This is a genomic window from Pseudomonas sp. MWU349 (assembly GCF_017947325.1).
GTDB classification, from domain to species: Bacteria; Pseudomonadota; Gammaproteobacteria; order Pseudomonadales; family Pseudomonadaceae; genus Aquipseudomonas; species Aquipseudomonas protegens.
The window spans coordinates 97,206-121,350 of the sequence record NZ_JAFEVP010000001.1 but is presented as its reverse complement, the minus strand read 5'-3'; the positions used below and the strand labels follow the sequence as shown (position 1 = coordinate 121,350).

Here is a 24,145-nt window from a genome sequence, read left to right as displayed (position 1 = left end):
GGTTAAACGGGAAAAATATCCCATTAGGCTGATCCAGGTCGGTGTATTCCCCTGCGCCCGCGTCAACGCCGCGGCAACGACCGCCCCAGGCGCCGCCAGCCCAGCACTACCCCGCTGGCGCTGACCAGCAAACCTCCGGCGCTGAAGGCGATCATCCACAGATCCCACAACGGCCGGTTGGCCAGCAGCGGCAACCAGTCCCAACTGTGCAGCAGGGCGAACAGCCAGCGCGAGGCGCGGCGCGGCTGGTCCAATTGACCGACGATGGCGCCAGTGTGCAGGTCCAGGTGCAGCCAGGTCTGCGCCGGGTCGTCGAAACGCACCCGCAGCATCGGCAGGCGCTGCTGCAGGTGGCCCATCATGCTTTGCGGTTCCCGGGCGTAGTAATAGAAGTCGTAGGCGGCAAGTTGCTCGACGAGCATCGGTTGCCCTGGCCGGATGGCCCAGGCCGCCTGCTGCAAGGTGTCGGGGTGGAACCGGCGCTGGACCCGATCCCCGGCCATGTCGAAGATCCGCGTACGCCCGGCGCCGTCATAGCCAATCACATACCCCTTGCCGGCGATCATCCGCCACTCCAGTTCCCGGGCCTGCAGGCCGTCATCGGCAAAGCGCTGCAGGACCTGCCCGGCATTCAGCGGGAACGCCGAGGCGCCCAGGGGGCCACCCTGGTATGCCGCCACCGACAAGGGCTGGGCGCTGCTGAAGAGCTTCCACGGGTTCATCGACATCAGGCCGCTGAAGATCCAGGTGATCAGCAGCACGCCGAACAGCATGCCCCCCAGGTGATGCCAGCGGGCAAAACCCTGGTACGGCGAGTGCGAGCCGTTGCGGTAGGTGCGCTTGAAGCGCCAGCGCAGCACGCCCACCGCCAGGCCGAGCACCGCCATCAGGGTGGCGGCCAGGGACAGGTAGGTGACGATCGGCCCCCAGGCGCCATCGATGCCGATGCCCCGCAGCGGGTACAGCCAATGCAGCCAGGCGCCGATCCAGTTCCAGGCGCGTTCGCTGGCAGTAGCGTCGCGCACCACCTCGCCGGTGGTGCCGGAGATATACAGCAAGCGCCGGTCGGCATCGGCAATGGCCACCCGGTGCAGCGGCCGGTCGGCATCCAGGGCCCGGGACAGGCTCCACATGTCCTCCTGCACGACGCCACGATCACGCGCCACCGCTTCGGGGGCGAACTGGCGGGCCGCGGCCAGGGCTTCGACCCTATCGGGGGCCGCCGCCGGCAGGCCGCTCTGGTAGTCGACCGCCACCTTGCGCGGCCCGGGGTATTCAAGGATGTAGCGCGGCAGCCCCGCCACCGTGGTCAGGCGGATGCTCGTGGGCGGCTGGTGCGGATCGGCGGCGTGCAGCACCTGCCCCAGGTCGGCTGGGGCAGGCTCCAGTTGCAGCACCGGCAGGTGGGCCAGGTGCTCGGCCGGGGTCAGCTTGGGATAGCCGACATACAGCATCACCACCCCGGAGATAAACCACAGGGCCATGAACAGGCAGGCAACGATGCCCAGCCAACGGTGCCAGAGGTACAGGTAACGCTTCATCACAGGCAACTCGCAGATGCGCGGGGCGCCACCGGGCGCCCCGCTGGCTCAGGTTAAAAGCGCGTTTGCAGCGCCAGTTCGAAGGTCCGCGGCGCCCCCAGGTACAGCTGGCTCGGCGCGGTGGTGCGGGCGTAGACCTGATCGGTGAGGTTGCGCACCCGCCCGGTGATCCGCGTATCGGCGTTCACCTGATAGCCGACAAAGGCCCCGAAGATCGTGTAGGCCGGCGCGTAGCGGCTGTTGGCCGCATTGGCGTACATCGAAGACACGTAGCGGACGTCGCTGCCCACCTGCCAGGACGGCGCCAGGTCATAGGTCAGCCACAGGTTGCCGACCTTGTCCGGGGTGTTGGTGGGCCTGTTGCCCTTGCGCGATACCGGGCGCCCGCCGACGTTTTCATAGAATTCGTCGTATTGGGCATCGACGTAGGCGAAGTTGCCTTCGGCCAGCAACTTAGGGGTCACCCGCAGCGACGCCGCCAGTTCCACGCCCCGGGAAGACTGCTGCCCCACCGGCTGGCTGCTGCCGGGGTTGCTCGGGTCGGCGGTGGACAGGTTCTTGCGCTCGATGCGGTAGGCGGCCAGGGTCGCCGAGCCGCGGCCGTCGAGGAAATCGAACTTGCTGCCGACCTCCCACTGGTTGCCGGTGCTCAGGTCGAAGTCGCGCACCTGGCCATAACTGGCGGTGGTCAGGATGCCCGCCGGCGGGTCGGCGGCGGTGCTGTATTGCACGTACACGTTGGCCGCCGGGGTCAGCTCATAGACCAGCCCCAGGCGCCCGGTGGTCGGGCGGTATTTACGCTGGAAGAACGCCGGGTTGGCCTCGGTGACGGCGCGGTAGTTGGTCACTTGCAGGTCGATCTGGTCGTGGCGCAGGCCGCTGAGCAGGGACAGGCGCTCGCTCAGTTGCAGGCGGTTTTCCAGGAACAGGGCCCAGGTGTCCACCTGGTTGCGGCGGTTCTTGTCGAAGCCGCGCTGCATGCCGGGCAAGTCCCAGAAGCTGCCCGGGTCGAAATCGCCCGGATCAACGCCGGGCAGTGAGCCCGACACCGAGCGCGGGAAGTTGCTCATCACGTTGTGGCTGTAGTCGATGCCCGCCGACCATTGGCTGTCCAGGCCGAACAGCGTGTTGTGATGCAGCAGCTCGAAGCGGTTGCCATTGAGTTCCTGGGCGTGGCGCTGGAGCAGGATGCCGGAACGCACCACCTGGCTGTTGTCGCTCTTGTAGGCGTAGGTCTCCAGGTTGCGGTATTCGCGGTCGGCGTTGTAGTGGTACAGGGTGTTGCGCAGCGAAGTACGGTCATCGACCTGATAGTCGATGATCGAGCGCAACCACTGCACCCGCTGTTCGTAACGCCCATCGCGGACGTTGTAATTCTCGAAGCGCCGGCTCTTGTCCACCTCCATCTTGCCCCCCAACGGGTTCAGCGCCGGGGTGCCCCAGTAGGGGCTGTCGACGCGCTCGTCCTGGTACTCGTAGGCCAGGGTGTGGGACAGCTGGTCGTTGAAGTCCGTCAGCAGGGAGAAGGCCGTGGTCCAGGCGTCGCGCTGTTCACGGTCGACATAACCGTTGCTGGTGGTGTGGCTGAGGTCCAGGCGCGCGTAATGGCGCGGGCCGGCCCCCTCGTTCAGCGCGTGGTTGAAGCCGAAGGAGGTTTCAGTGCTGTCGTAGGAGCCATAGCTGACCCGCCCTTCGTTGAACGACTCGGTGCGCGACGGCAGCTTGGTGATGTAGTTGATCGAACCGCCCACCGCGCCGGCGCCGTAGAGAAAGCTCGACGGCCCGCCGACGGCCTCGACCCGGTCGTAGATCCAGCTATCCACCGGGCGCGCGGCGATGGAGTCGTACTGCACGCTGATGCCATTGAACAACTGGGTGATCTGCGCCCCGGAGAAGCCGCGATAGGACACGAAGCCCGGCACCCCGGGGGACGAGGCCGCGTTCATCCCCGGCACGCTGGCCAGGATGTCCTGGGTATTGGCGGCGCCGCGCTGCTCGATCTGCTGGCGGTTGACCACACTGACCGAAGCCGGGGTTTCCCGGGGCGTCAGGCCCAGGCGCGAGCCGGTGCTGCCCTGGGTATCGAGTTGCAGGCCGACCTTGCGTTCTTCGTCGGTGCTGATGCGCATCTGCGGCAACTCCAGCGGGGAGTCGGCCAGGGCATTGAACGACAGGGCACAGCACAGCGCCGCGCAGTGGGGGGAGCGATTGAGGTGTTTCATGGACTCGGACTCGAAAAAAATCATCGAACAGCGTCCGGCAGCAGTCGCCGGAGCGACCGTGCAGCTAGTGCCGGAGGACGAGAAAGCGCGACCGCCAATGACGGTCGCCGGAGCGAGTCAGCCCAGAGGAGGTGCCCGGGGATTGAGCGCAGGCCAGCAAGAACGCGGCGGCGCCTTGCTGCGCTGCTCGCCCCCCAGCCGTGGCGGGCGTTGGCGGCGCAGCATCCAGCCCAGGCAAAACAGCAGCGCGATGCCCAGGCTCACGGCCGAGCACAATGGGCACATGAACGTGCTCAGCCCACCGGCGGCGGCCTGATCGCTGAAGTCGCCGTCCAGGGCCGGGCCCGGGTTGCCCATGGCGGAACAGAACTGCCCGCCGACGCCATTGAGCTCCAGCCCGGCCATCTGCCCGTGGCCCAGGCCACAGACGAACACGTTGAACAGCACGCAGAAATACAGCGTCCAGGCAATGTGGGGGCGATGGAGGGAGGCATGGGTCATGGCGGCAAGATTAACAGCGAAAAAAGCGGCGGAAAATCACCCATGCAGGGCAAACGACACTCATGGGCCTGCCAGCGGTGAGGTTGTGGCGAGATTTATAGCCGACTTGCGGCGACCTGCATTGCCCCTAATGGCTTTTTGCCTTGATGCGCAAGAAGTTGCGCACTCCAATGTGGATAAACCTGTGGACACATGGCTGTAAGCAGTGCGGACAGGACTGTACAGAGGAGTGCGCAAGAAGTTGCACAGTACTGCGCAACTTCTTGCGCACTTTCAGTGGGAAATCAGGCTGGAAACCGCCTGTTGAACCTTGAATTTCTATCAAGTCATTGATTGGCAAGGAGTATTGGAAAGTTGGCATGACTCTTGAGATAGCCCTGGAGCCCGGCCGGCCATTCAGGCCCCGGTTTTTCCGTATATCCCAGCAAGGAGAGCAACAATGGCAACCCCAGCGTACATGTCCGTCACCGGTACCAAACAAGGTCTGATCACCGCCGGTGCCTTCACCGCTGACTCCGTTGGCAACACCTACCAGGAAGGGCACGAAGATCAGGTCATGGTCCAGGGCTTCAGCCATGAAGTGATCATTCCCCGCGATCCGCAGTCCGGTCAGCCCACCGGCCAGCGGGTACACAAGCCGGTGAAGATCACCAAGGTTTTCGACAAGGCTTCGCCGCTGCTGCTCGCCGCCCTGACCTCCGGTGAGCGCCTGAGCAAGATCGAAATCCAGTGGTTCCGCACCTCCGCCGCCGACACCCAGGAGCATTACTTCACCACCACCCTGGAAGACGCGATCATCGTCGACATCAAGGACTACATGCACAACTGCCAGGATCCGTCGAACGCACATTTCACCCACCTGGAGGACGTCGAGTTCACCTACCGCAAGATCACCTGGACCCACGAAGTGTCCGATACTTCGGGCTCCGATGACTGGCGTACCCCGGTCGCCGGCTAACTCCAGCGAAACGTTGCAACCCATCGGCCAGCCAGGCGGGTCGATGGGGGCGCTCTTGGGCGGTAGAGCGAAGGCGCCCAGGTCCTCAGCCGGATAGGGTGGGGATCAAACAAGAGCGTGCAGTGTGTACTTCACAGGGTGGGGATGTGTGTCATGCGGCAAATGGATTTGAAGTTCACTTTTTCTGTGCTGACCGCGCAGGTGGCGTTCGAGGTCGTAGAGTTCACCCTGGAAGAAGCCTTGTCCGAGCCTTTTCGCTTGACGCTTGAGCTGGCCAGCGACAACGGTGCGATCGACTTCGGCCAGATCCTCGACCAGCCGGCCTTGCTGACGATCTGGCAAGGCGGCCTGCAGGTGCGGCATGTCCATGGATGGGTCAGCAGCTTCACCCAGGGTAAAAGCGGCTTTCGCCGCACCCGTTACCGCCTGCTGGTGGAGCCGCAACTGGCCCGGCTGGCGCTGAGTTCCGACTGGCGCATTTTTCAGCACAAAACGGTGCCCGAGATCCTCAAGTCGGTGCTCGACGAGCACGGCGTTCTTGACTACCAACCCTACATCCACACCGAACATGCGCCTCGTGAATACTGCGTCCAGGCCGCAGACACCGACCTCTATCTGTTTAACCGCCTGTCCACCGAGGAAGGCCTGTTCTATTTCTTCAAACACGATGCCAATGCCCACACCCTGGTCCAGGGTGACAAGCTGTACGTCCAGGAGCGCATCCAGGGCGGGCCGGTGCTGTACAGCACCCAACCGGCCGGGGATGCCACCCAACCTGTGCTGTACGCCTTCAGCTACACGGAAAACGTGCGTACCGCCGAGCAGACGCAACGCGACTACAGCTTCAAGCGCCCGGCCTTCGACCAGCAGCAGCGACGGCTTGGCGATGACCTTGGGCATCAGGCTCAGCGCTATGAGCGCTACGACTACCCAGGCCGCTACAAGCGCAGCGCCGTCGGCAAGAACTTCACCGAAAACCGCCTATTGGGCCATCGTCGCGATGCCCGGGTGGCGACGGTGCAAGGGGATGATCCGCGGCTGATTCCGGGGTTTTCCTTTCAACTGACCGGGCACCCCCGGGGCGACTTCAACCGCTGGTGGCGCTCGGTGCGCATCATTCACAAAGGGATACAGCACGCCAGCCAGCAGGAGGAGGCCGCTGGCGCCGAGATGGGCGTGAGTTACGACTTCAGCGCCCAGATCATTGCCGAGGACTGCGAATGGCGGCCGATGCCGCTGCCCAAGCCGGTCATTGACGGGCCGCAGATAGCCACAGTGGTAGGCCCGGAAGGCGAGGAAATCCACACCGATGAATATGGCCGGGTAAAAATCCAGTTCCCCTGGGACCGCGAGGGCAAGCACAACGGCTTCAGCTCCTGCTGGGTCCGGGTCTCACAGAATTGGGCCGGGGCGGACTGGGGCCATATGGCGATCCCGCGCATTGGCCAGGAAGTCATAGTCGACTACCCAAGGGAGGTGAAACTACCAGCGATCCTAATAGCCTTGTAGCCAACACGTCAGTAACAGATGACGCCCTCTACAGCCCTAGCGATCAGAATCGATGACCGTGAGTAGAAACTTAAACACGCCATTTTCGCTGTGTAAAAAAGTGGATACGAGCATCAAAACTCTTAAGACAGTAAGCGCCTTAAACAATCGACATCTTCGTTTCTGCATAGGGCAACACCCGCCAAGGAGCTAGTTCAATGATTGCTCGGCGCAATCAACTATTTACTATTCTTACTGCATTGACGGCATGGGCCTGCTTTTACACTTTGGAGCAATTGAACCCGGCCCCTCCAGATCAAACTCATACCGTGAGCAAGTTAACCCAGAGCATGCATACTCAATGTGTAGGCCGGCTGCTCATTGATCTGCCTGCGGGTACTACATGGGCCGCACAAGCAAGTGGTGCGCAGCTGGCAAACTTAACACTATCTGTAACAACTGGAGTGAGCGCTCAGCAATACAACGAATTAATAGAGTCGCGTTGGAAGGAGGTTCAAATCCTTAAGTTAGATAATTTTGGAACTCCTTATTTACGGCCTTCCGAGCGCGTTGCGATACCCGGGGGAGGAGTTGTCTTTGCTTATGAATTTGAAAACATAGACGGCTTGGCCGAGGATGACAAAACGGTTGTAAAGAAGCTATTTCATCAGGCAGAAGGGTTTCTTCTACGCAACGAGACCTTATTTAAACTCACACAATCAAACAACAGCAAAGATATTATTCCAGAGTTATTTCCACGCTTGCATGCAAGGGCCGACGACGAATTCCCAACTCGTCCCGGACTGTGCCTAAGCGGTGCTTTTGTCGATGATTACTATGATGTTTCATATAGTGGAAAGGAAGAGGTGAGCTGGCGGTTTTCTCTGCCTCTGAATCTCAACTTAATTGTCCATCACAGCAAAATCTGGCAGCCTACCGAGTCACTATTACAACGTGATAAACGCTCGCTCGGCGAAGCAATTTCTTATATGGCATTCACACCTGAGTCTAAGGATAAGTACAAGCAACACGAATTCCGTCGTGCTGAGCGTCAGGTTGGTGATCTTAAGGGAGAGGAAGGGGTATCAGGAGCAACTGAAGGTGAATCAAAATTCGGATATAAGACGTCTATAAGCGGAGTATGGGAGTTTCCCGGACTAATTATGCCAAGCCCCCAACCTCGAGTAAGTGTTCGACTGACTACACCTGAATACTCCACCACAAGCGCTCCAATTCCTGGCGGTGGCTTTCCCGTTCATGATGATTTGTCCGATGGACCAAATGAAGAGCAGTTCTTTGAAATCTGGAATGCCATCATTGAGAGTGTGCGCTTTCGACCTGAAGCGCTAGCACCACCTCCAAGTGGAGGTAACCCTGTTAATAAACCTTCGAGCCCGATGATCTCTTCTTATGCCCCTACCCCAGTAGTGGATGATTATGCTCTAGAGGAGTTCCTGATTAACTCTCAAATATCGTCGAATTGGATGGATGAATTGTAAGAGACTTAAAAAACCAAAGAGGGGCTTATGAAGCGCGCTCGTTGCCTAATAACCCTCCTGGGCCTCATCGCCCTGGGTAGCGTTATCAGCTGCACATCGATTTTTTCCTCTCGGAGCCCGGCCATGGACAAGAGTGGATGGGTTACTCATTGCTACGGACGTTTTTTGATTGATTTACCGCCCCAGGCAGAGATCAACGCTGGGTACTACCTGTGGGGCGACAACATCGAAGCGCTCGACGATACCCCTGAGGCCCTTGCTAGTCAGATTGATCGACGCGAACAAAAATTAAGAGCTCAGCAACATGATACGAAAGGCAGTATGTTTCTTCGGCGAATAGATTTTGGTGAAGGCTCAGTAGGACTAATGTCTTGGTCTACTGAAGTTGCCTCCAAGGTATATCTGCTTGATACCTATGTTATCTCGAAGCCAACATGGCGTGCTTATCGCTGGACAGGAAAGATATCAGAGGATAGAGAGCGTCGAGCTATGGAGATATCTAACTCTCTGGCCCGTAACTTACGCTCTCGTGCCCCCAACGAAATCCCCACCGAACCAGGATTCTGTATCGACCGGGCTTACATTGCGGGTGACAGCTTTCAAAGTGAAAACTTCGGAATTGGCGTGACCTTCCCGGAACACCCTAGAGCCTTTTTGGCATTCAGATCCAGCACCGGAGCCGAACGAGATCGGTTACTGGATCGAGTAAGTGGCTTTCTGATGGGCGCGGCGAAGATGGTTGCAGGCATCGAGACCCTGCGCAAAAGAGAGCGCGGAGGTGCCATTCCCGCCGATGAGTACCTGCTGGCAGGCAGCGCAAAGGGGCAACGTACCTACACCTTCCTCTGGGAAGCCCAGGGCAAGGACAAGTCGATCAACGAACCCCATCTCAAGGTAGAACTGAGCGTGGAGGAAGCTGACATCGATGACGATGCCGCTCCCCCGGCTCCTGCTTTCAAGTCCGATAAAGCCGCACTGGAACTGTGGGACGCCATCATCGATTCGATTCGCCTGCGTCCGGTAACGGGCGGCGAAAGCACCACCAGCCGGGCAACCAGCTGGTGATGACCCAGGAACTGATCGCCAACATGCTCAGGGGGCATCGCGAAGGCGTGACCGAAGCCGCGGGCAAACTGCAGCGCCAGGGCATCATCGAATACAGCCGCGGCCGGATCAATGGGCTTGACCGGCCGCGGCTGGAACAGCACAGCTGCGAGTGCTATGGGGTGGTGCGCAAGGAAACCGAGCGCTTGCTGCCGTACCTGCCTGGCAGCAAGCGCGCCGATCCGGACTGAAACGGGCGTGGGTGTCAGGCCGCGCCAGACGCCTTCACCGCCAGGATGCTCCCCGGCATCGAGTACAAGGCGCGTTCGGTGGTGCTGCCGATCAAGCGGCCAAAGCCGGTGCGGTGCACCGTGCCCATCACCACCACGTCCACCAGGTATTCGTCGACGAACTGGGCGATGCCCGGCACCGGCGGGCCCATGATGAAGTGGCGGAATTCCTGGGGCACGTTGTGCTCATCCCCCAGGCGTTCGAATTCCTTGTGCAGGGAGTCGCGCAGCTCGTCCAGGCAGTTGACGCTCCAGGCGGTGGACGCCACCGGCGCCACGCCATCGAGCATTGGCATCAGGTCGTAGGCGTACAACAGGTGCAACTGGGCGTCGCATTGCAGGGCCAGGGCGTGGGCGGTCTGGATGATCTGCGTATTGAGCCCGCGGATCTGGGTGTCGGACTGGGCCGGGTCCACCGCGGCGACAATCCGCCGGGGCAGTTTGTGCGGCGCGTCGTTGACCAGGTGCACCGGCACCGGCGCCTCGCGCAGCAGGTGGCAATCCAGCGGGGTGACGAACACGCGCTTGAGGGCCGACTCCAGGGTCACGTCCTTGATCAGCAGGTCGGGCCGGAACTCGTCGATGTAGGCGAGCATGTCCTTGAGCACCTGGGTGCTCCAGATCACCTGGGTGGTGACCTGCACGCCCTCCTCGGCCATCCACTGCGCTTCCACCTGCAACCAGCGCTCGTGGCGCTGCAGGTAGGCTTCGCGCTCGCTGTCTTCCAGGTGTTCTTCCCACAGGTAGGTGCGCGCCGGCGGTTCGACGAACACCAGGGCGTGCAGCGCCGCGCCGCTGGCCCGGGCCAGGGCAACGGCACGGCGCGCCGCGGGAGACTGATGCTGCTGGGGATCGGCGATCAGCAACAGACGCTGGTACTGGCTCATGGTGGACCTCCTTGGACGATGATGGGCCTGAGTGTCGAGGCAGACGCGCGGTGGGGCCTTGATATGCATCAAGGCCCCACCGCGCGCGGGTCATGGCGTCACGGCAATTTTCATCACGCCGTCGCGCTGGCTGGCGAACAGCTCGTAGGCGGCCTCGATATCGTCGAGCTTGAAGCGGTGGGTCACCAGCGGCTTGAGGTCCACCTGGCCACTGGCGACCACCTCCATCAGCCGGCGCATGCGTTCCTTGCCGCCCGGGCACAGGGTGCTGAGGATGCTCAGGTCGCCCAGGCCGGCGGCATAGGCATCCAGGGGAATGCGCAGGTCGCTGGAATAAACCCCCAGGCTCGACAGCTTGCCCCCCGGGCGCAGCACCCGCAGCGCCGACTCGAAGGTGCCCTGGGTGCCCAGGGCCTCGATCGACACATCGACCCCGCGACCGTCGGTGAGGTCCATGATCTGCTTGACCACGTCGCCCTGCTTGAAGTCCACCACATGGGTCGCCCCCAGCCCGCGCGCCACGCTCATGCGCGCAGCCACGGTGTCGACGCCAATGATGGTGGTGGCACCCTTGAGCCTGGCTCCGGCCACCGCGCACAGGCCGATGGGGCCCAGGGCGAACACCGCCACGCTGTCGCCGATGTTCACCTCGGCACGCTCGGCGCCGGAGAAACCGGTGGACATGATGTCCGGGCACATCAGCACTTCTTCATCGCTCAGGCCGTCGGGGATCGGGCACAGGTTGGCCAGGGCGTCCGGCACCCGCACGTATTCGGCCTGGCAGCCATCGATGGTGTTGCCGAACTTCCAGCCGCCCGTGGCGCGGAAGCCGTGGCGGGTGTCCGGGCCGTCCTGGGAGCCGCAACCGCAGAGGCAGGCGTAGCTCTGGCCGCTGGGGGTGATGGCCCCGGCGATCACTCGCTGGCCCTCATGGAAGCCGCGCACCTGGGAACCCAGGCGCTCGATCACCCCCACCGGCTCGTGGCCGATGGTCAGGCCCTTGGCCACCGGGTATTCACCCCGCAGGATGTGCACGTCGGTGCCGCAGATGGTGGTAGTGGTGATCCGCACCAGGGCGTCCAGCGGACCGATTTCGGGGATGTCCTTGTCTTCCAGCACGATGCGGTTCTTCTCCACGAATACCGCTGCTTTCATCTTGGCCATGTTGCCGATCTCCATTGCCGGGAAGGGGTCTGCGCGAATCCGCAGGTCTGCTGACAGACTGCGCGGATACCCCGGGGAAGGGTTTGATCATGGTCAAACAATGGCCCCTTGGCGGCCGCTGGGGCGACCGTGTGTCGCAAACTCGCCCTTCAGCCCTGCTGCCGGCGCCGCACCAGGCACAACAACAGCGCCGCAACCCCGCACAGGCCCAGGGTCGGCCCCAGGGCCTGGCCCCAGCCCACCAGCAGCAACCCGGCGCCAATCAGCAGGTAGTAGAACAGGCCGAACCCGGCCCCGGCGCTGCCCAGCCGGTCGCTGTAGGCCGCCAGCGCCGAGCCGAGAATATTGGGAATGGCCAGGCCGAAGCCCAGCACCACGCCGAGCATGGGCAGCAGCAACCACAGGCTGTGCCCAAGCGCGGTCACCCCGAGGCCACCCAGGGTCACCGCCAGGGCCGCCAGCCGCAGCAGGGTGTCACCGGACCAGCCCCGCCCCAGCAGCCGGCGATTGAGCCAGGCCCCCAGCCCCGAAGCCAGGGCCAGGCCCGCACCGCTGTAACCAAAGCCCTGCTCGCCCCACCCCAGGTCGCGAAACAGGAACGGCCCGAGGCTGTAGTAGCTGAGCAAGGCCACATTGAACAACGCCACCAGCAGCGCCGAGCGCCAGATGCCCGGGTCCCTGAGCATGTGCCACAAGGTCCCGGCCAGGGGCGCCAAGTGCTGCGCCGGCGCACGGGTTTCCGGCAAGGCCCGGGCGCACCAGCCGAGCAAGGCCAGGGCCAGCACCAGCAACCCGGCCAGTGCGCCCTGGTAGCCCCAGGCCCGCACCAGCCCGGCGCCACTGAACAGGCCAATGGCCGGGCTGGCCGCCAGGACCATGCCCACCTGGGAAAACACCCGCACCAGTTCACTGCCGCGAAACAGGTCGCGCAGCAGGGTCTGGGTCACCACCGAGCCCGCCGCCACGCCCAGGGCGGCGAGGGCCTGGTACAGCAACAGCGCGGTAAAACTCTGCACCTGCAATTGCAGCCCGATGGCCAGGACGTACAGCGTCAGGCCCCCCAGCAAGGCCGGGCGCCGGCCCCAAAGATCGCTCAAGCGCCCCCACAGCAGCACCCCCGGGGCGAACCCCAGAACAAACACCGAAAGGCTCTGGGCCGCTTGGGCGGGGGCCACGCCAAAGGCCCGGCCAAGATCGGCCAGGGCCGGGCTGTAGAGGGTCTGGGCGAGCTGCGGGAACATCAGCAGGGCCAGGGCCAGGGGCAACAGGGAATGGGGATTCATCAGGCAGTGCTCGGCAAAAAAAACATGCCGGCGATTCTAGGCAGCGGCGCCTGGCGTATTATCGCAACCTTGCCAACAAACATCGGAAATACGCCAATCATGGCCTGGCTCGAACCTCAGGCACTCTTCGACCCCGACCGCTTCGACGCCCCCCTGCTGGGCATCGCCGCGACCCTCGGCGACCACGACTCCGGCCTGCACCGCCACCGCCGCGGGCAACTGCTGTACACCCGCCAGGGCTGCACGCGGATTACCCTGGACCATCGTCTGTGCCTGCTGCCGCCCTCGCGGGCGGCGTGGATTCCACCGGGGGTCATGCACCGCGCGCAAATGCAGCAGAGCGTGGACTACCGTTCGCTGTACTTCAACGCCGAACTGAGCCGGCGCCTGCCGGCCGAGGTGGCGGTGATCGAGGTCAGCCCGCTGCTCCAGGCCGTGCTGGAACCCATGGCCCAGGCCGCCTTCGACTGCGACTGGAGCCAGGGCCGCTACCCGCACCTGCTGGGGCTGTGCATCGAGGAAATCCGCCAGGCCCTGCACCAGCCCCTGTCGCTGCCCCTGCCGCGGGACAAACGCCTGCAACCGCTGCTGGCGGACCTGGAGCAACTGCCGCCGCAATTGCAGGTACTGGCCACCCGGGTCGGCGCCAGCAGCCGCACCATCGGCCGCATCTTCCAGCGTGAAACCGGCCTGAGCTACCAGCAATGGCGCCAGCAGTGGCGGCTGATGCGCGCCATCGAACTGCTCGCCACAGGCCGCAGCATCGGCTACAGCGCCTGCGCACTGGGCTTTGCCAGCGACAGCATCTTCATCGCCTTCTTCAAGGCCATGACCGGCACCACGCCGCGGGCGTATTTGAAGTAAGGCCGCACGTTTCATTCCTGGGGGACGTGGCGAAAGCCCACCGCTATAGCACCGGTCGAGGTGGGGCGTTACGTGCTGCACCCGCCCAGGCCCATGACCGCTACCGGGGAGCTTGAGGAAACCAATGCCGTCGCGGCCCGGCGCCTTGGCGAGGCAGGGCGGAAAATCGCCAGGCAAGGCCCTGCGGGCCTTTGCGCAGCTTCGCAGGCTCAGCAGCGGCTACAGGGCCCGTGCTGTTCGGAGATGTTTGTAGCCGCTGCCGCAGGCGGCGAACGGCTGCGCGCAGACGCGGCAATATCAGGGATATTGGCTTGGGGTGGCCGGCGCCTCAGGTGCGGCTGCGCAGCCATTGCAGGAAGCCCTTCCTGGGCACTGGCTTGGGCGCAGCCTGGGACAGGGTCTGGGCCATGTGCCGGCGAAAATCCAGGAGGTTCTTCATGGCCTCGTTGATGTCGTGGCGCGCATCCAGGCAGGGCTTGAGGAACTCGTTGTCGATGCGGTAGAGGCTGCAGAAGGTCTTGGCCGCAAACTGCGCCACTGTGGCTTGCTCGGCCACCACGCCGGCTTCGCCGATGACCTCCCCCGGCCCCATGCGCCCGGCCTCGAAGGGCTTGCCGTCGCGTTGCATGGTCACCGAAACCACCCCGGATTCGATGATGAACAGGTGATCGCTGACCTCGCCCTGGGCCAGGATGGTCTCGCCGGCACGGTAGGTCTGCAGGTGCATGTTCTGGCTGAAGGTGTCCTTCTCATCCTGGCGCAGGGTGGAAAAGATGCTCGAGGCGTCCAGCAGCGCCCGGGGCCGCGACAGGGTCGCCGCCTGGACCGGCTCGGCGGCGGACAGCAGGCCGATGCCGCTGGCCTGCAAATGGCGGAAGGCCAGGTCGAACAGCTGGTTGCGCACTTCGCGCTTGTGCCCCATGTCGGCGACAAAACCGCTGATCTCGTATTCCGCGCCACTGCTGCTGGTGCTCTTCATCGCCACGCTGGCCGCCGGGGTGCTCAACAGCAGGCGGCAACCCAGGGTGGCCCGTTCCAGGGCCTCGATGACTTTCTGCGGGCGCGCGTGGGGGCTGACCTGCACGCTCACCGACAGGCCATGAACATCCACCGGCCGGCTGAAGTTGGTGATCTTGGCCTTGGACGCCAGGGAGTTGGGGATCACCACCATGCTGCCCTGGGAGGTCTGCAGCCGGGTGGCGCGCCAGTCGATGTCCAGCACCCGCCCCTCGGTGCCGTCGATGGCGATCCAGTCGTCGATCTGGTAGGGCTTGGTGGTGTTGAGGACGATCCCGGAAAACAGGTCGCTGAGGGTGCTTTGCAGGGCCAGGCCGACGATGATCGCCAAGGCCCCGGAGGTGGCCAGCACCCCCTTGACCGGCAGTTCCAGCACATAGGCCAGGGCGGCGATGATGGCGATGAGGAAGATCACCGCCCCCATCAGGTCCTGCAGCAGGCGCCCGGTATGCCCTACCCGCTGCATCATCAGGGTGCCCAGCAACACCGTCAGGGTCCGCGCGCCAAACAGCCACCAGCCAATTTCCAGGCCGGTGGCGGCCAGGTGCAGGGGCACATCGTCGGGCCAGGGCGCGGCCTGCATCGGGTTCATGCCCTGGTTGAACAGCATCAGGCTGTACAGGGAAAAGATCAGCACCCGTACCGCCAGCTTCCAGTAGTCGCCACGGCTGCCGATCAGGCGCCAGAGCAGCATATCCAGGAACAGCAGGAACAGCGCGGCCAACAACGGATGATCGCTGAACAGGGAAGACATCGAGGCACTCCGGCATGACGAAGACGGCACGATCGCACGAAAGACGCAGGAGCAGGTATAGCTGGAAAAGCCCGGGGCATGCGCCCCGGGCCAGGATCGGGCGACGGGCGCAGGGCCCGCCGCGACTCAGGGGTTACCGGCCCTGGGTCAGGGTGTTGTAGCTGGTCATCAGGTTGCGGTAGTCCGGGATGTGGTTGGAGAACAGGGTCGCCAGGCCTTCGACGTCGTTGCGCCAATCGCGGTGCAGCTCGCAGGCCAGGCCGAACCAGGTCATCAACTGGGCGCCGGCATTGGACATGCGGTTCCAGGCCGAGTCGCGGGTCAAGGCATTGAAGGTGCCGGAAGCGTCGGTAACCACGAACACTTCAAAGCCTTCCTCCAGGGCCGAGAGCGCCGGGAATGCCACGCACACTTCGGTAACCACGCCGGCGATGATCAGTTGCTTCTTGCCGGTGGCCTTGATCGCCTTGACGAAGTCCTCGTTGTCCCAGGCATTGATCTGGCCCGGGCGGGCGATGTACGGCGCATCGGGGAACAGCGCCTTGAGCTCCGGCACCAGCGGGCCGTTGGGGCCGGTTTCGAAACTGGTGGTGAGGATGGTCGGCAACTTGAAGTACTTGGCCAGGTCGGCCAGGGCCAGCACGTTGTTCTTGAAACGATCGGGCTCGATATCGCGGACCAGCGACAGCAGGCCGGCCTGGTGGTCTACCAGCAGAACGGCGGCGTTATCCTTGTCCAGACGCTTGTATGCAGTGGTCATGTGAAGTCCTCGCTAATGATCGATGCCGGAAGACCCGGCTTGGATGAAACCCGTGGCACGCTCCGCCGGGGTAACGGCGGGCGCCGGGGAGTTGCACGCGACTGGCAAAGCCTAGTTGCCGGTGCCAGCCGCGCCAGTGCAAACGGTCAGTGACCGGTTGCGTCCATCTGGCCGAAGCGTCCCGATTGGAAATCGACGAAGGCCTGATGAATCTCTTCTTCGCTGTTCATCACGAACGGGCCGTGGCCGACGATGGGTTCGTCGATGGGCTCGCCGCTGAGCAACAGCACGATCGCGTCGTTGTTGGCCTCCAGGCTGATGTCCTGGCCGTCACGCTCCAGCAGCGCCAGCTGACCTTCGCGCACCAGCTCCTGGCCATTGACCTGCACCGTGCCGCGCAATACCACCAGGGCGCTGTTACGCCCCGAATGCAGAGGCAGGTCCAGGTGCTTGCCGGCTTGCAGGCGGATGTCCCAGACGTCGATCGGGGTGAAGGTCCGTGCAGGGCCCCGGTGGCCATCGAACTCGCCGGCGATCAGGCGCAGGCTGCCGGCATTGCCCGGCAGCGGGACCTGCGGGATGTCCGCCGCAACGATGGTCTGGTAACCGGGCGCCGCGAGCTTGTCCTTCGCCGGCAGGTTGACCCACAACTGGACCATTTCCAGGTTGCCGCCACGCCGGGCGAAGTCCGTGGAATGGAACTCCTCATGGAGAATCCCCGAGGCCGCGGTCATCCACTGCACATCGCCAGGGCCGATCTTGCCGCCGCTGCCGGTGGAATCCCGGTGCTCCACCTCACCGTCATAGACGATGGTCACGGTTTCGAAACCGCGATGGGGGTGCTGGCCGACACCGCGCCGGGCGCTGGTGGGGCTGAACTGCGCGGGGCCGGCGTGATCCAGCAGCAGGAACGGGCTGATGTGCTGGCCCAGGTTGTCGTAGGAAAACAGGGTACGGACCGGGAAGCCGTCACCGACCCAATGGGGCCGTGGGCTGGTGTAGATGCCGATGATGTTTTTCATGTCGTCCTCCAGAACTATCTGATGGACACACCTTAAAACTCAGACCTTTGCCGCGCTAGACTGCAAAAATCACCCTTAGCGTTCTATCTGGAGAACGATCTTGGAAGATCTGAACACCCTCTACTACTTCACCCAGGTGGTGGAGCACCGTGGCTTTGCCGCCGCGGGACGGGCCCTGGACATGCCCAAGTCCAAGCTCAGCCGGCGGATTTCCCAGTTGGAAGAACGCCTTGGAGTACGCCTGATCCATCGCACCAGCCGCCACTGTTCGCTGACCGAGATCGGCCAGGAGTACTACCAGCGTTGCCTGGCCATGCGGGTGGAAGCCGAGGGCGCGGCGGAAGTCATAGAACGCAACCGCTCCGAACCCCAGGGGCTGGTACGTGTGGCTTGCCCCACGGCCCTGCTCAACTCCTGGGTGGGGCCGATGCTTACCCGCTTCATGCTCAAGTACCCCCTGGTGGAACTGTTCATCGAGAGCACCAACCGCCGGGTCGACCTGATCCACGAGGGGTTCGATATCGCCCTGCGGGTGCGCTTCCCGCCCCTGGAAAACACCGACCTGGTGATGAAGGTGCTGGGCAACAGCACCCAGTGCCTGGTGGGCCACCCGGATTTTCTCCAGCGCCTGTCGGGCCCGGCAACACCGGCCGACCTCAGCGGTTTGCCGAGCGTGCACTGGGGTGCGGCGCAACGTGAATATCAATGGCAATTGCTGGGCCCGGACGGCGCCGAGGCGCTGATCCGCCACCGACCGCGGATGGTCACCGACGACCTGCTGGCGCTGCGCTATGCAGTGCTGGCGGGCATCGGCATCGCCCACCTGCCCAAGGTGGTAGTGCGTGAAGACCTGGAGGCCGGGCGACTGCTGGAACTGGTGCCCGACTGGGCGCCAAGGTGCGGCATCGTGCACGCGATCTTCCCCTCGCGCCGGGGGCTGCTGCCTTCGGTACGCAGCCTGATCGACTTTCTCGGGGAGGAATTCAGCCACAGCGACATGGCCTGAGGCTCAGAAGCCAGCGCCTGGAACGGCCAGGCTGTGGCAGCTGTGCAGCTTTCCTGTGGGGTTCGTGCCTGGGTTGCGCGGTTCGTCGGCAAGCCGGCTCCTACGGAGGCAGGTGGATTCGTGAACGCGGGGCACTACTCCTTTGTGCCAGCGGCGGTTTTTCTCGGCGACGCAGGTACGGATACTGCCGGCCAATCCCACTGCAATGCCCGGAGTGACCCCATGTCTGTACCCGCCTTTGGCCTCGGCACCTTCCGCCTTCAGGGCCAGGTGCTCATCGATTCCCTGAGCAGCGCCCTGGAACTGGGCTATCGCGCCATCGATACCGCGCAGATCTACGACAACGAAGCCGATGTCGGCGCCGCGGTGGCCGCCAGCGGCATTGCCCGCGACCAGTTGTTCATCACCAGCAAGATCTGGATCGCCAACCTGTCCCGGGAGCGCCTGATCCCCAGCCTCAAGGAAAGCCTGCACAAGCTGCGCACCGATTACCTGGACCTGACCCTGATCCACTGGCCCTCGCCAGACAACCAGGTGCCGGTGGCGGAGTTCATGCAGGCCCTGCTGGAAGCCAAGACCCAGGGCCTGACCCGGCAGATCGGCGTGTCCAACTTCAGCAACGCCTTGCTGCAGCAAGCCATTGACGCCGTCGGGGCCGAGCAGATCGCCAGCCACCAGGTGGAATTGCACCCCTACCTGCAGAACCGCAAGGTGGTGGAATTCGCCCGCAGCCAGGGCATTCACATCACCTCCTACATGACCCTGGCCTATGGCGAAGTGCTCAAGGACCCACTGATCCTGCAGATCGCCCAGGCACGCCAGGCCACCCCGGCCCAGGTGGTGCTGGCCTGGGCCATGCAATCGGGCTATGCGGTGATCCCCTCCTCCACCCGCCGGGCCAACCTGCAAGGCAACCTCGCCGCCTGCGCCTTGACCCTGAGCAGCGCGGAGCTTGAGAGCATCGCCGGCCTGGAGCGCGGCCAACGCCTGACCAGCCCGGCAGGCATTGCCCCGCAGTGGGACTGAAGCGCGAACGGCGCTGACAAAAACGCCAAACGGCATCCCTGGGGATGCCGTTTGGCGTGGGGTGCGCAGGGCTCGGTCAGTTCGGGCAGCCCCAATGGCCATGCAAATGCGCCAGCCGTTGCCGGGAAGACCCGGCGGCATCGGGCAATGGCGGGTCCACCCACCGCATCAGGCGCTTGATCGCCGCACTGTCCGGCCATTCGGCCGGGCTGACATGCACCTTGTACCGCCGGCTGCCGGAAGTGGCGGCAATCTGCTCGCTGCCGTAGATCAGCGCATGCTCGATGTGCGGGTGGTCCAGGCAGAAAGCCAGCAGGTCGAAATCGCTGCGGACAGCCAGGTTCGCGTTGATGATCAGCAGGTCGAACGACTCGCTGGAATACTCCACCAGCGTCAGCAGCTCCTCCAGCCTGTGCACCGGGGCCACTCGGTAATAGTTCAGTTGATTCAGGGCTCTTTCGATCTGCATGCGACGAAAGTGCTGATCATCGGCAATCAATATGCGCAATGCTCTGTTGGACATTTTTCTGATCCTGCTGACAAGACTTCGGCACTGCGAATACCGGCCCTACTCCCGGGCCGCTGGAAGGCTAAGCCAGTGCGTGGAGGTTGGCTCTAGGAACAACCTGAAAGTCCCTGCCAAGGGCGCCCCGGTGGACGGCGCTCTACCCCGGCCGCCTGGCGCTCGCGGCTCGTCCTCCAGCCCCGCTGTGCAACCGTGCCCTACCATAACCACCGGCCACGACTTTTAGCAGGGGCCAGCCCGCGGAAAAGTCTTGTTGTCCGGTAAGCCCCTTCCGAGAGAAGCCGAGCCGTATCTCATGCCTCCCCTGGCGGAGGCGAAAAATGCTCAGTCGGTGGTGCTCGGGCTCCAGAACGCCTGCTGCACCCAGGGCGATGTGGACAGCCGAGCCACCAGTGCGTCCAGTTCGTCACCGTCCACCGAGGTGGTCGCCAGGGTCGCCTCGATCTCCACATCCTCCGTACCGAAGGCGTGCACATCAACGTCGCTGGCGGGGTAGTTGCAGCGTGCCAGCTCCGCTTCCAGCAGGGCGAACACTGCCTTCTGCTTCGAGCGGTGGGCGATCACGTAGACGATATTGGTGACCTCGGCGGACACCACGTCCAGGGGCTGGCGGTTGATGTTGTTGACGATGGGCCGCAGCAGGGTATTGGCGGCCAGCACGAACAGGGTGCCCAGCAGTGCCTCGAGGACCAGGTCGGCACCGGCGCAGGCCCCCACCGCTGCCGAGGCCCAGAGGGTGGCGGCGGTATTGAGCCCGCGGACGTTACCCTCCTCGCGCATGATCACCCCGGCGCCGAGAAAGCCGATGCCTGAGACCACGTAGGCCACCACCCGCACCGCCCCTTCGGCGCCCCCCAGGCGGTTGGCCATGTCGACGAAGATCGCGGCCCCCACCGCCACCAGCACATTGGTGCGCAAACCCGCGGTGCGCTGACGGTACTGGCGTTCGAAGCCGATCAGGCCCCCAAGGATAAAGGCCGCACTGAGGCTGACCAGAGTGTCGACCAGCGAGTCCAGGTTGATGGTGTGCAGGGCTTGCATGGCAACGGTCCTTGAGCGGGGCGGTTGGAGGGTGCCCAAGGACTTTAGCAACAGTCTGTGAACGTCTCGTGGCCTGCCATGGACGCACGGCTGACCGTAGGAGCTGGCTTGCCGTGGACGCACGGCTGACCGTAGGAGCTGGCTTGCCAGCGAAGAGGCCCGTGAGGACGCCTTCGCCAGCGAGCTGGCTCCTACAGGGCGGCATTACTGCCAGCCAAAGCGCCGCACGTAGAAGCCCTTCACCGCCTGGGTCAGGGCCATGTAGGCCAGCAGGATCAGCGGCAGGAACACGAAGTACAGCGAAGGCAGCGCCTGCAACTTGAAGTAGTGCGCCAGCGGGCCCATCGGCAGGAAGATCCCCACCGCCATGATGACGCCGGTCATCACCATCAACGGCATGGCCGCACGGCTCTGCAGGAACGGAATCTTCGGCGTGCGGATCATGTGCACGATCAAGGTCTGGGTCAGCAGCCCCACCACGAACCAGCCGGACTGGAACAGCGTCTGGTGGTCCGGGGTATTGGCGTCGAACACGTACCACATCAGGGCAAAGGTGGTGATGTCGAAGATCGAGCTGATAGGCCCGAAGAACAGCATGAACCGCCCCACATCCGCCGGCTGCCAGCGCTGGGGCTTTTTCAGCATGTCCTCATCGACGTTATCGAAGGGAATGGCGATCTGGGAGATGTCATACAGCAGGTTCTGCACCAGCAGGTGCATCGGCAGCATCGGCAGGAACGGAATGAAGGCACTGGCCACCAGCACCGAGAACACGTTGCCGAAGTTCGAGCTGGCGGTCATCTTGATGTACTTGAGCATGTTGGCGAAGGTCCGGCGCCCTTCCAGCACGCCCTCCTCCAGCACCATCAGGCTCTTTTCCAGAAGGATGATGTCCGCTGCTTCCTTGGCGATGTCCACCGCGCTGTCCACGGAAATGCCGATGTCGGCGGTGCGCAGCGCCGGGGCGTCGTTGATGCCGTCGCCCATGAAGCCCACCACGTGGCCGTTGGCCTTGAGCAGGCGGACAATGCGCTCCTTGTGGGTCGGGGTCAGCTTGGCGAACACGTTGGTGGTTTCCACCGCCTTGGCCAGTTGCTCGTCGCTCATGCGCTCGATGTCGTTGCCCATCAGCAGGCCTTGCTGCTCCAGGCCCACTTCGCGGCAGATCTTCGCCGTCACCAGTTCGTTGTCACCGGTCAGCACTTTCACCGCCACGCCATGTTCGGCCAGGGCCTTGAGGGCCGGCGCGGTGCTTTCCTTGGGCGGGTCGAGGAACGCCACGTAGCCGATCAGGGTCAGCTCACACTCGTCCGCCAGGCTGTAGGTATCGCGCCCGTCGATCATCGGCCGTGCGGCCACCGCCACCACCCGCAGCCCCTCTTCGTTGAGGTCGGCGGTCACTTGGCGGATCCGCGCCAGCAGGTTCTCGGTCAGGGCCTCCTCGGCCTCGCCGTGGCGTACGTTGCGGCACACCGCCAGCACTTCCTCCACCGCCCCCTTGCAGATCAGCAGGTGCGGCCGGTCCTGTTCCGCCACCACTACCGACATGCGCCGGCGGGTGAAATCGAAGGGGATTTCATCGACTTTCTGGAACGCCGTGCCGACCTTGAGCTCGCGGTGCACCTCGACGTGCTCCAGTACCGCCACGTCCAGCAGGTTCTTCAGCCCGGTCTGGTAGTAGCTGTTGAGGTAGGCCATTTCCAGCACGTCGTCCGAATCCTCGCCCCAGACGTCCACGTGCCGCGCCAGGAAGATCTTGTCCTGGGTCAGGGTGCCGGTCTTGTCGGTGCACAGCACATCCATGGCGCCGAAGTTCTGGATCGCGTCCAGGCGCTTGACGATGACTTTCTTGCGCGACAGGAACACCGCGCCCTTGGCCAGGGTCGAGGTGACGATCATCGGCAGCATTTCGGGGGTCAGGCCGACGGCGATCGACAGCGCGAACAGCAGCGCCTCCATCCAGTCGCCCTTGGTGAAGCCGTTGATGAACAGCACCAGGGGCGCCATGACGAACATGAAGCGGATCAGCAGCCAGCTGACCTTGTTGACCCCGCTCTGGAACGAGGTGGGCGCGCGGTCGGTGGCGCTGACACGCTGGGCCAGGGCGCCGAAATAAGTGCTGTTGCCGGTGGTCAGGATCACCGCCGTGGCGGAACCGGAGACCACGTTAGTGCCCATGAACAGGATGTTGTCCAGGTCCAGAGGGTTGCTGGTGTCGGCGTCCTGCTGGCGAGGAAATTTCTCCACCGGCATGGATTCGCCGGTCATGGCCGCCTGGCTGACGAACAAGTCCTTGGCGCTGAGCACGCGGCAGTCGGCGGGAATCATGTCGCCGGCCGAGAGCACGATCAGGTCGCCGGGCACCAATTGCTTGATCGGCAACTCGATGCGCTGAGCGCCCTTGACCTCGGCGGCGGCCCCCAGCAGGCGACCGAGCATCGGCGCGGCCTGGGGCGCCGACCCTGGGCGCATGACCGTGGCGGTGTTGCTGACCATGGCCTTGAGGGCATCGGCGGCCTTGTTCGACTTGGCCTCCTGCCAGAAGCGCAGCAGGGTCGAGAGCACCACCATGGAGAAGATCACCGTGGCCGCCTTCATGTCTTCGGTCAGCCAGGAAATCACCGCCAGCAGGGTCAGCAGCAGGTTGAAGGGGTTCTTGTAGCAGTGCCACAGGTGGGTCCACCAGGGCAGTGCCTGCTCGTGCTCGACCTCGTTGAGACCGTGACGCTCACGCAGGGCATCGGCCTCCTCGGTGCTCAGGCCGTCGGTGTGGCTGCCAAGCCGGTCGAGCAGTTGCGCGGCGTCGCTGTTGGCCGCCTCCACCAGGGTTTGCGCCAGGGTCGGCGGCACATCGCGGCTGACGCTGGCGTCGCTGAAACTTTCCAGCAGTGCCAGGCGGCGAAAATGCCGGGAGAAATGCCGGGTCCGGAGAAATCCGGCAAAGAACTCTTTCAACAGGGTGAGCTTCATGGTGATGACTCCTGCACAAACGCCCGGCCAAGGGCACGGGAGCGTCAGTGATGCAACGAAACAGTCAGGGTAGTAGGTAAAAGGACGAGACAGGGCTCACGCCCGGGGCAATCGCGCCGTGAGCGAAGGACGATGTTGCTGGCGATGGTGACGCTGGCTGATGTAACCCATGACTGCTCCCCCGCAAGGACGACGTAGGACAACCACAGGCAGGTACGGCCGGACACTGCGCAACGCTTCAAGCGTCCACGCAAAACCGGCCCGCAGGTCGACAGGACCCAC

General features: G+C 63.6%; 18 protein-coding genes and 2 pseudogenes. 8 read left to right on the top strand and 12 right to left on the bottom strand.

Features of this window, described 5'->3' with window-relative positions:
• Nucleotides 1–62 precede the first annotated feature (62 nt).
• The 3 genes from KCG88_RS00415 to KCG88_RS00405 form a co-directional block, all read right to left on the bottom strand.
• Entirely contained in the window at nt 63–1,541 is a 1,479-nt protein-coding gene (locus tag KCG88_RS00415; protein WP_210711482.1) for a PepSY domain-containing protein, read from the bottom strand.
• Between the two features lie 53 nt (nt 1,542–1,594).
• Nucleotides 1,595–3,763, bottom strand: a complete 2,169-nt coding sequence (locus KCG88_RS00410; RefSeq protein WP_210711481.1) for a TonB-dependent receptor — start codon at nt 3,761–3,763, stop codon at nt 1,595–1,597.
• Between the two features lie 117 nt (nt 3,764–3,880).
• Entirely contained in the window at nt 3,881–4,264 is a 384-nt protein-coding gene (locus KCG88_RS00405) for a DUF2946 family protein (RefSeq protein ID WP_047288012.1), read from the bottom strand.
• A gap of 439 nt (nt 4,265–4,703) precedes the next feature.
• On the opposite strand from KCG88_RS00405, the gene KCG88_RS00400 reads away from it, so the two are divergent.
• The 5 genes and pseudogenes from KCG88_RS00400 to KCG88_RS00380 form a co-directional block, all read left to right on the top strand.
• Nucleotides 4,704–5,222, top strand: a complete 519-nt coding sequence (locus tag KCG88_RS00400) for an Hcp family type VI secretion system effector (protein ID WP_210711480.1) — start codon at nt 4,704–4,706, stop codon at nt 5,220–5,222.
• 153 nt (nt 5,223–5,375) lie between these two features.
• Nucleotides 5,376–6,689 (top strand): annotated as a pseudogene (gene tssI / locus KCG88_RS00395) (type VI secretion system tip protein TssI/VgrG); the annotation flags it as partial.
• Between the two features lie 239 nt (nt 6,690–6,928).
• Nucleotides 6,929–8,209 (top strand): T6SS immunity protein Tli4 family protein, encoded by a 1,281-nt coding sequence (locus tag KCG88_RS00390; protein ID WP_210711479.1) that lies wholly within the window; start codon nt 6,929–6,931, stop codon nt 8,207–8,209.
• 123 nt (nt 8,210–8,332) lie between these two features.
• Complete coding sequence (locus tag KCG88_RS00385; protein ID WP_246882526.1) at nt 8,333–9,274, top strand: T6SS immunity protein Tli4 family protein; 942 nt, start codon at nt 8,333–8,335, stop codon at nt 9,272–9,274.
• Nucleotides 9,256–9,504: pseudogene (locus tag KCG88_RS00380) on the top strand (helix-turn-helix domain-containing protein); the annotation flags it as partial. The gene KCG88_RS00385 and the pseudogene KCG88_RS00380, both read left to right, overlap by 19 nt.
• Before the next feature lie 14 nt (nt 9,505–9,518).
• Here the strand turns inward: KCG88_RS00380 and KCG88_RS00375 are convergent.
• The 3 genes from KCG88_RS00375 to KCG88_RS00365 all read right to left on the bottom strand — a co-directional run bounded on the left by KCG88_RS00375 (nt 9,519) and on the right by KCG88_RS00365 (nt 12,877).
• Nucleotides 9,519–10,430, bottom strand: coding sequence for a universal stress protein (locus KCG88_RS00375; protein WP_011062349.1), 912 nt, complete (start codon nt 10,428–10,430; stop codon nt 9,519–9,521).
• Between the two features lie 90 nt (nt 10,431–10,520).
• Entirely contained in the window at nt 10,521–11,594 is a 1,074-nt protein-coding gene (locus KCG88_RS00370; protein ID WP_047288084.1) for an NAD(P)-dependent alcohol dehydrogenase, read from the bottom strand.
• A 149-nt stretch (nt 11,595–11,743) separates the two neighbouring features.
• Complete coding sequence (locus KCG88_RS00365) at nt 11,744–12,877, bottom strand: MFS transporter (protein ID WP_210711477.1); 1,134 nt, start codon at nt 12,875–12,877, stop codon at nt 11,744–11,746.
• Between the two features lie 99 nt (nt 12,878–12,976).
• On the opposite strand from KCG88_RS00365, the gene KCG88_RS00360 reads away from it, so the two are divergent.
• Entirely contained in the window at nt 12,977–13,741 is a 765-nt protein-coding gene (locus tag KCG88_RS00360) for a helix-turn-helix transcriptional regulator (protein WP_210711476.1), read from the top strand.
• Nucleotides 13,742–14,069: 328 nt separating this feature from the next.
• On the opposite strand, the gene KCG88_RS00355 is transcribed toward KCG88_RS00360, so the two are convergent.
• The 3 genes from KCG88_RS00355 to KCG88_RS00345 form a co-directional block, all read right to left on the bottom strand.
• On the bottom strand, nt 14,070–15,512 hold the full coding sequence (locus tag KCG88_RS00355) for a mechanosensitive ion channel family protein (RefSeq protein ID WP_047288025.1): 1,443 nt from the start codon (nt 15,510–15,512) through the stop codon (nt 14,070–14,072).
• A 133-nt stretch (nt 15,513–15,645) separates the two neighbouring features.
• Complete coding sequence (gene ycaC, locus KCG88_RS00350; protein WP_047288026.1) at nt 15,646–16,272, bottom strand: isochorismate family cysteine hydrolase YcaC; 627 nt, start codon at nt 16,270–16,272, stop codon at nt 15,646–15,648.
• Nucleotides 16,273–16,418: 146 nt separating this feature from the next.
• Nucleotides 16,419–17,294, bottom strand: a complete 876-nt coding sequence (locus tag KCG88_RS00345; RefSeq protein ID WP_011062355.1) for a pirin family protein — start codon at nt 17,292–17,294, stop codon at nt 16,419–16,421.
• Nucleotides 17,295–17,391: 97 nt separating this feature from the next.
• Between KCG88_RS00345 and KCG88_RS00340 the strand changes: the two genes are divergently transcribed.
• Together KCG88_RS00340 and dkgB are read left to right on the top strand one after the other, a co-directional pair.
• Nucleotides 17,392–18,300: a LysR substrate-binding domain-containing protein gene (locus KCG88_RS00340; protein WP_210712119.1), complete on the top strand. Its 909-nt coding sequence runs from the start codon at nt 17,392–17,394 to the stop codon at nt 18,298–18,300.
• 222 nt (nt 18,301–18,522) lie between these two features.
• Nucleotides 18,523–19,326, top strand: coding sequence for a 2,5-didehydrogluconate reductase DkgB (dkgB, locus tag KCG88_RS00335; RefSeq protein ID WP_210711475.1), 804 nt, complete (start codon nt 18,523–18,525; stop codon nt 19,324–19,326).
• Nucleotides 19,327–19,402: 76 nt separating this feature from the next.
• Here dkgB and KCG88_RS00330 read toward each other — a convergent pair whose 3' ends face one another.
• From KCG88_RS00330 to mgtA, 3 genes are all read right to left on the bottom strand, one after another.
• Complete coding sequence (locus KCG88_RS00330; RefSeq protein ID WP_047337361.1) at nt 19,403–19,849, bottom strand: response regulator; 447 nt, start codon at nt 19,847–19,849, stop codon at nt 19,403–19,405.
• Nucleotides 19,850–20,176: 327 nt separating this feature from the next.
• Nucleotides 20,177–20,893 carry an MgtC/SapB family protein gene (locus KCG88_RS00325; protein WP_047288030.1) on the bottom strand — a complete coding sequence of 239 codons (717 nt, stop codon included), beginning with the start codon at nt 20,891–20,893 and terminating at the stop codon, nt 20,177–20,179.
• 204 nt (nt 20,894–21,097) lie between these two features.
• A complete protein-coding gene (mgtA, locus tag KCG88_RS00320) occupies nt 21,098–23,863 on the bottom strand; it encodes a magnesium-translocating P-type ATPase (RefSeq protein ID WP_047288031.1) in 2,766 nt (921 codons plus the stop codon).
• Nucleotides 23,864–24,145 lie beyond the last annotated feature (282 nt).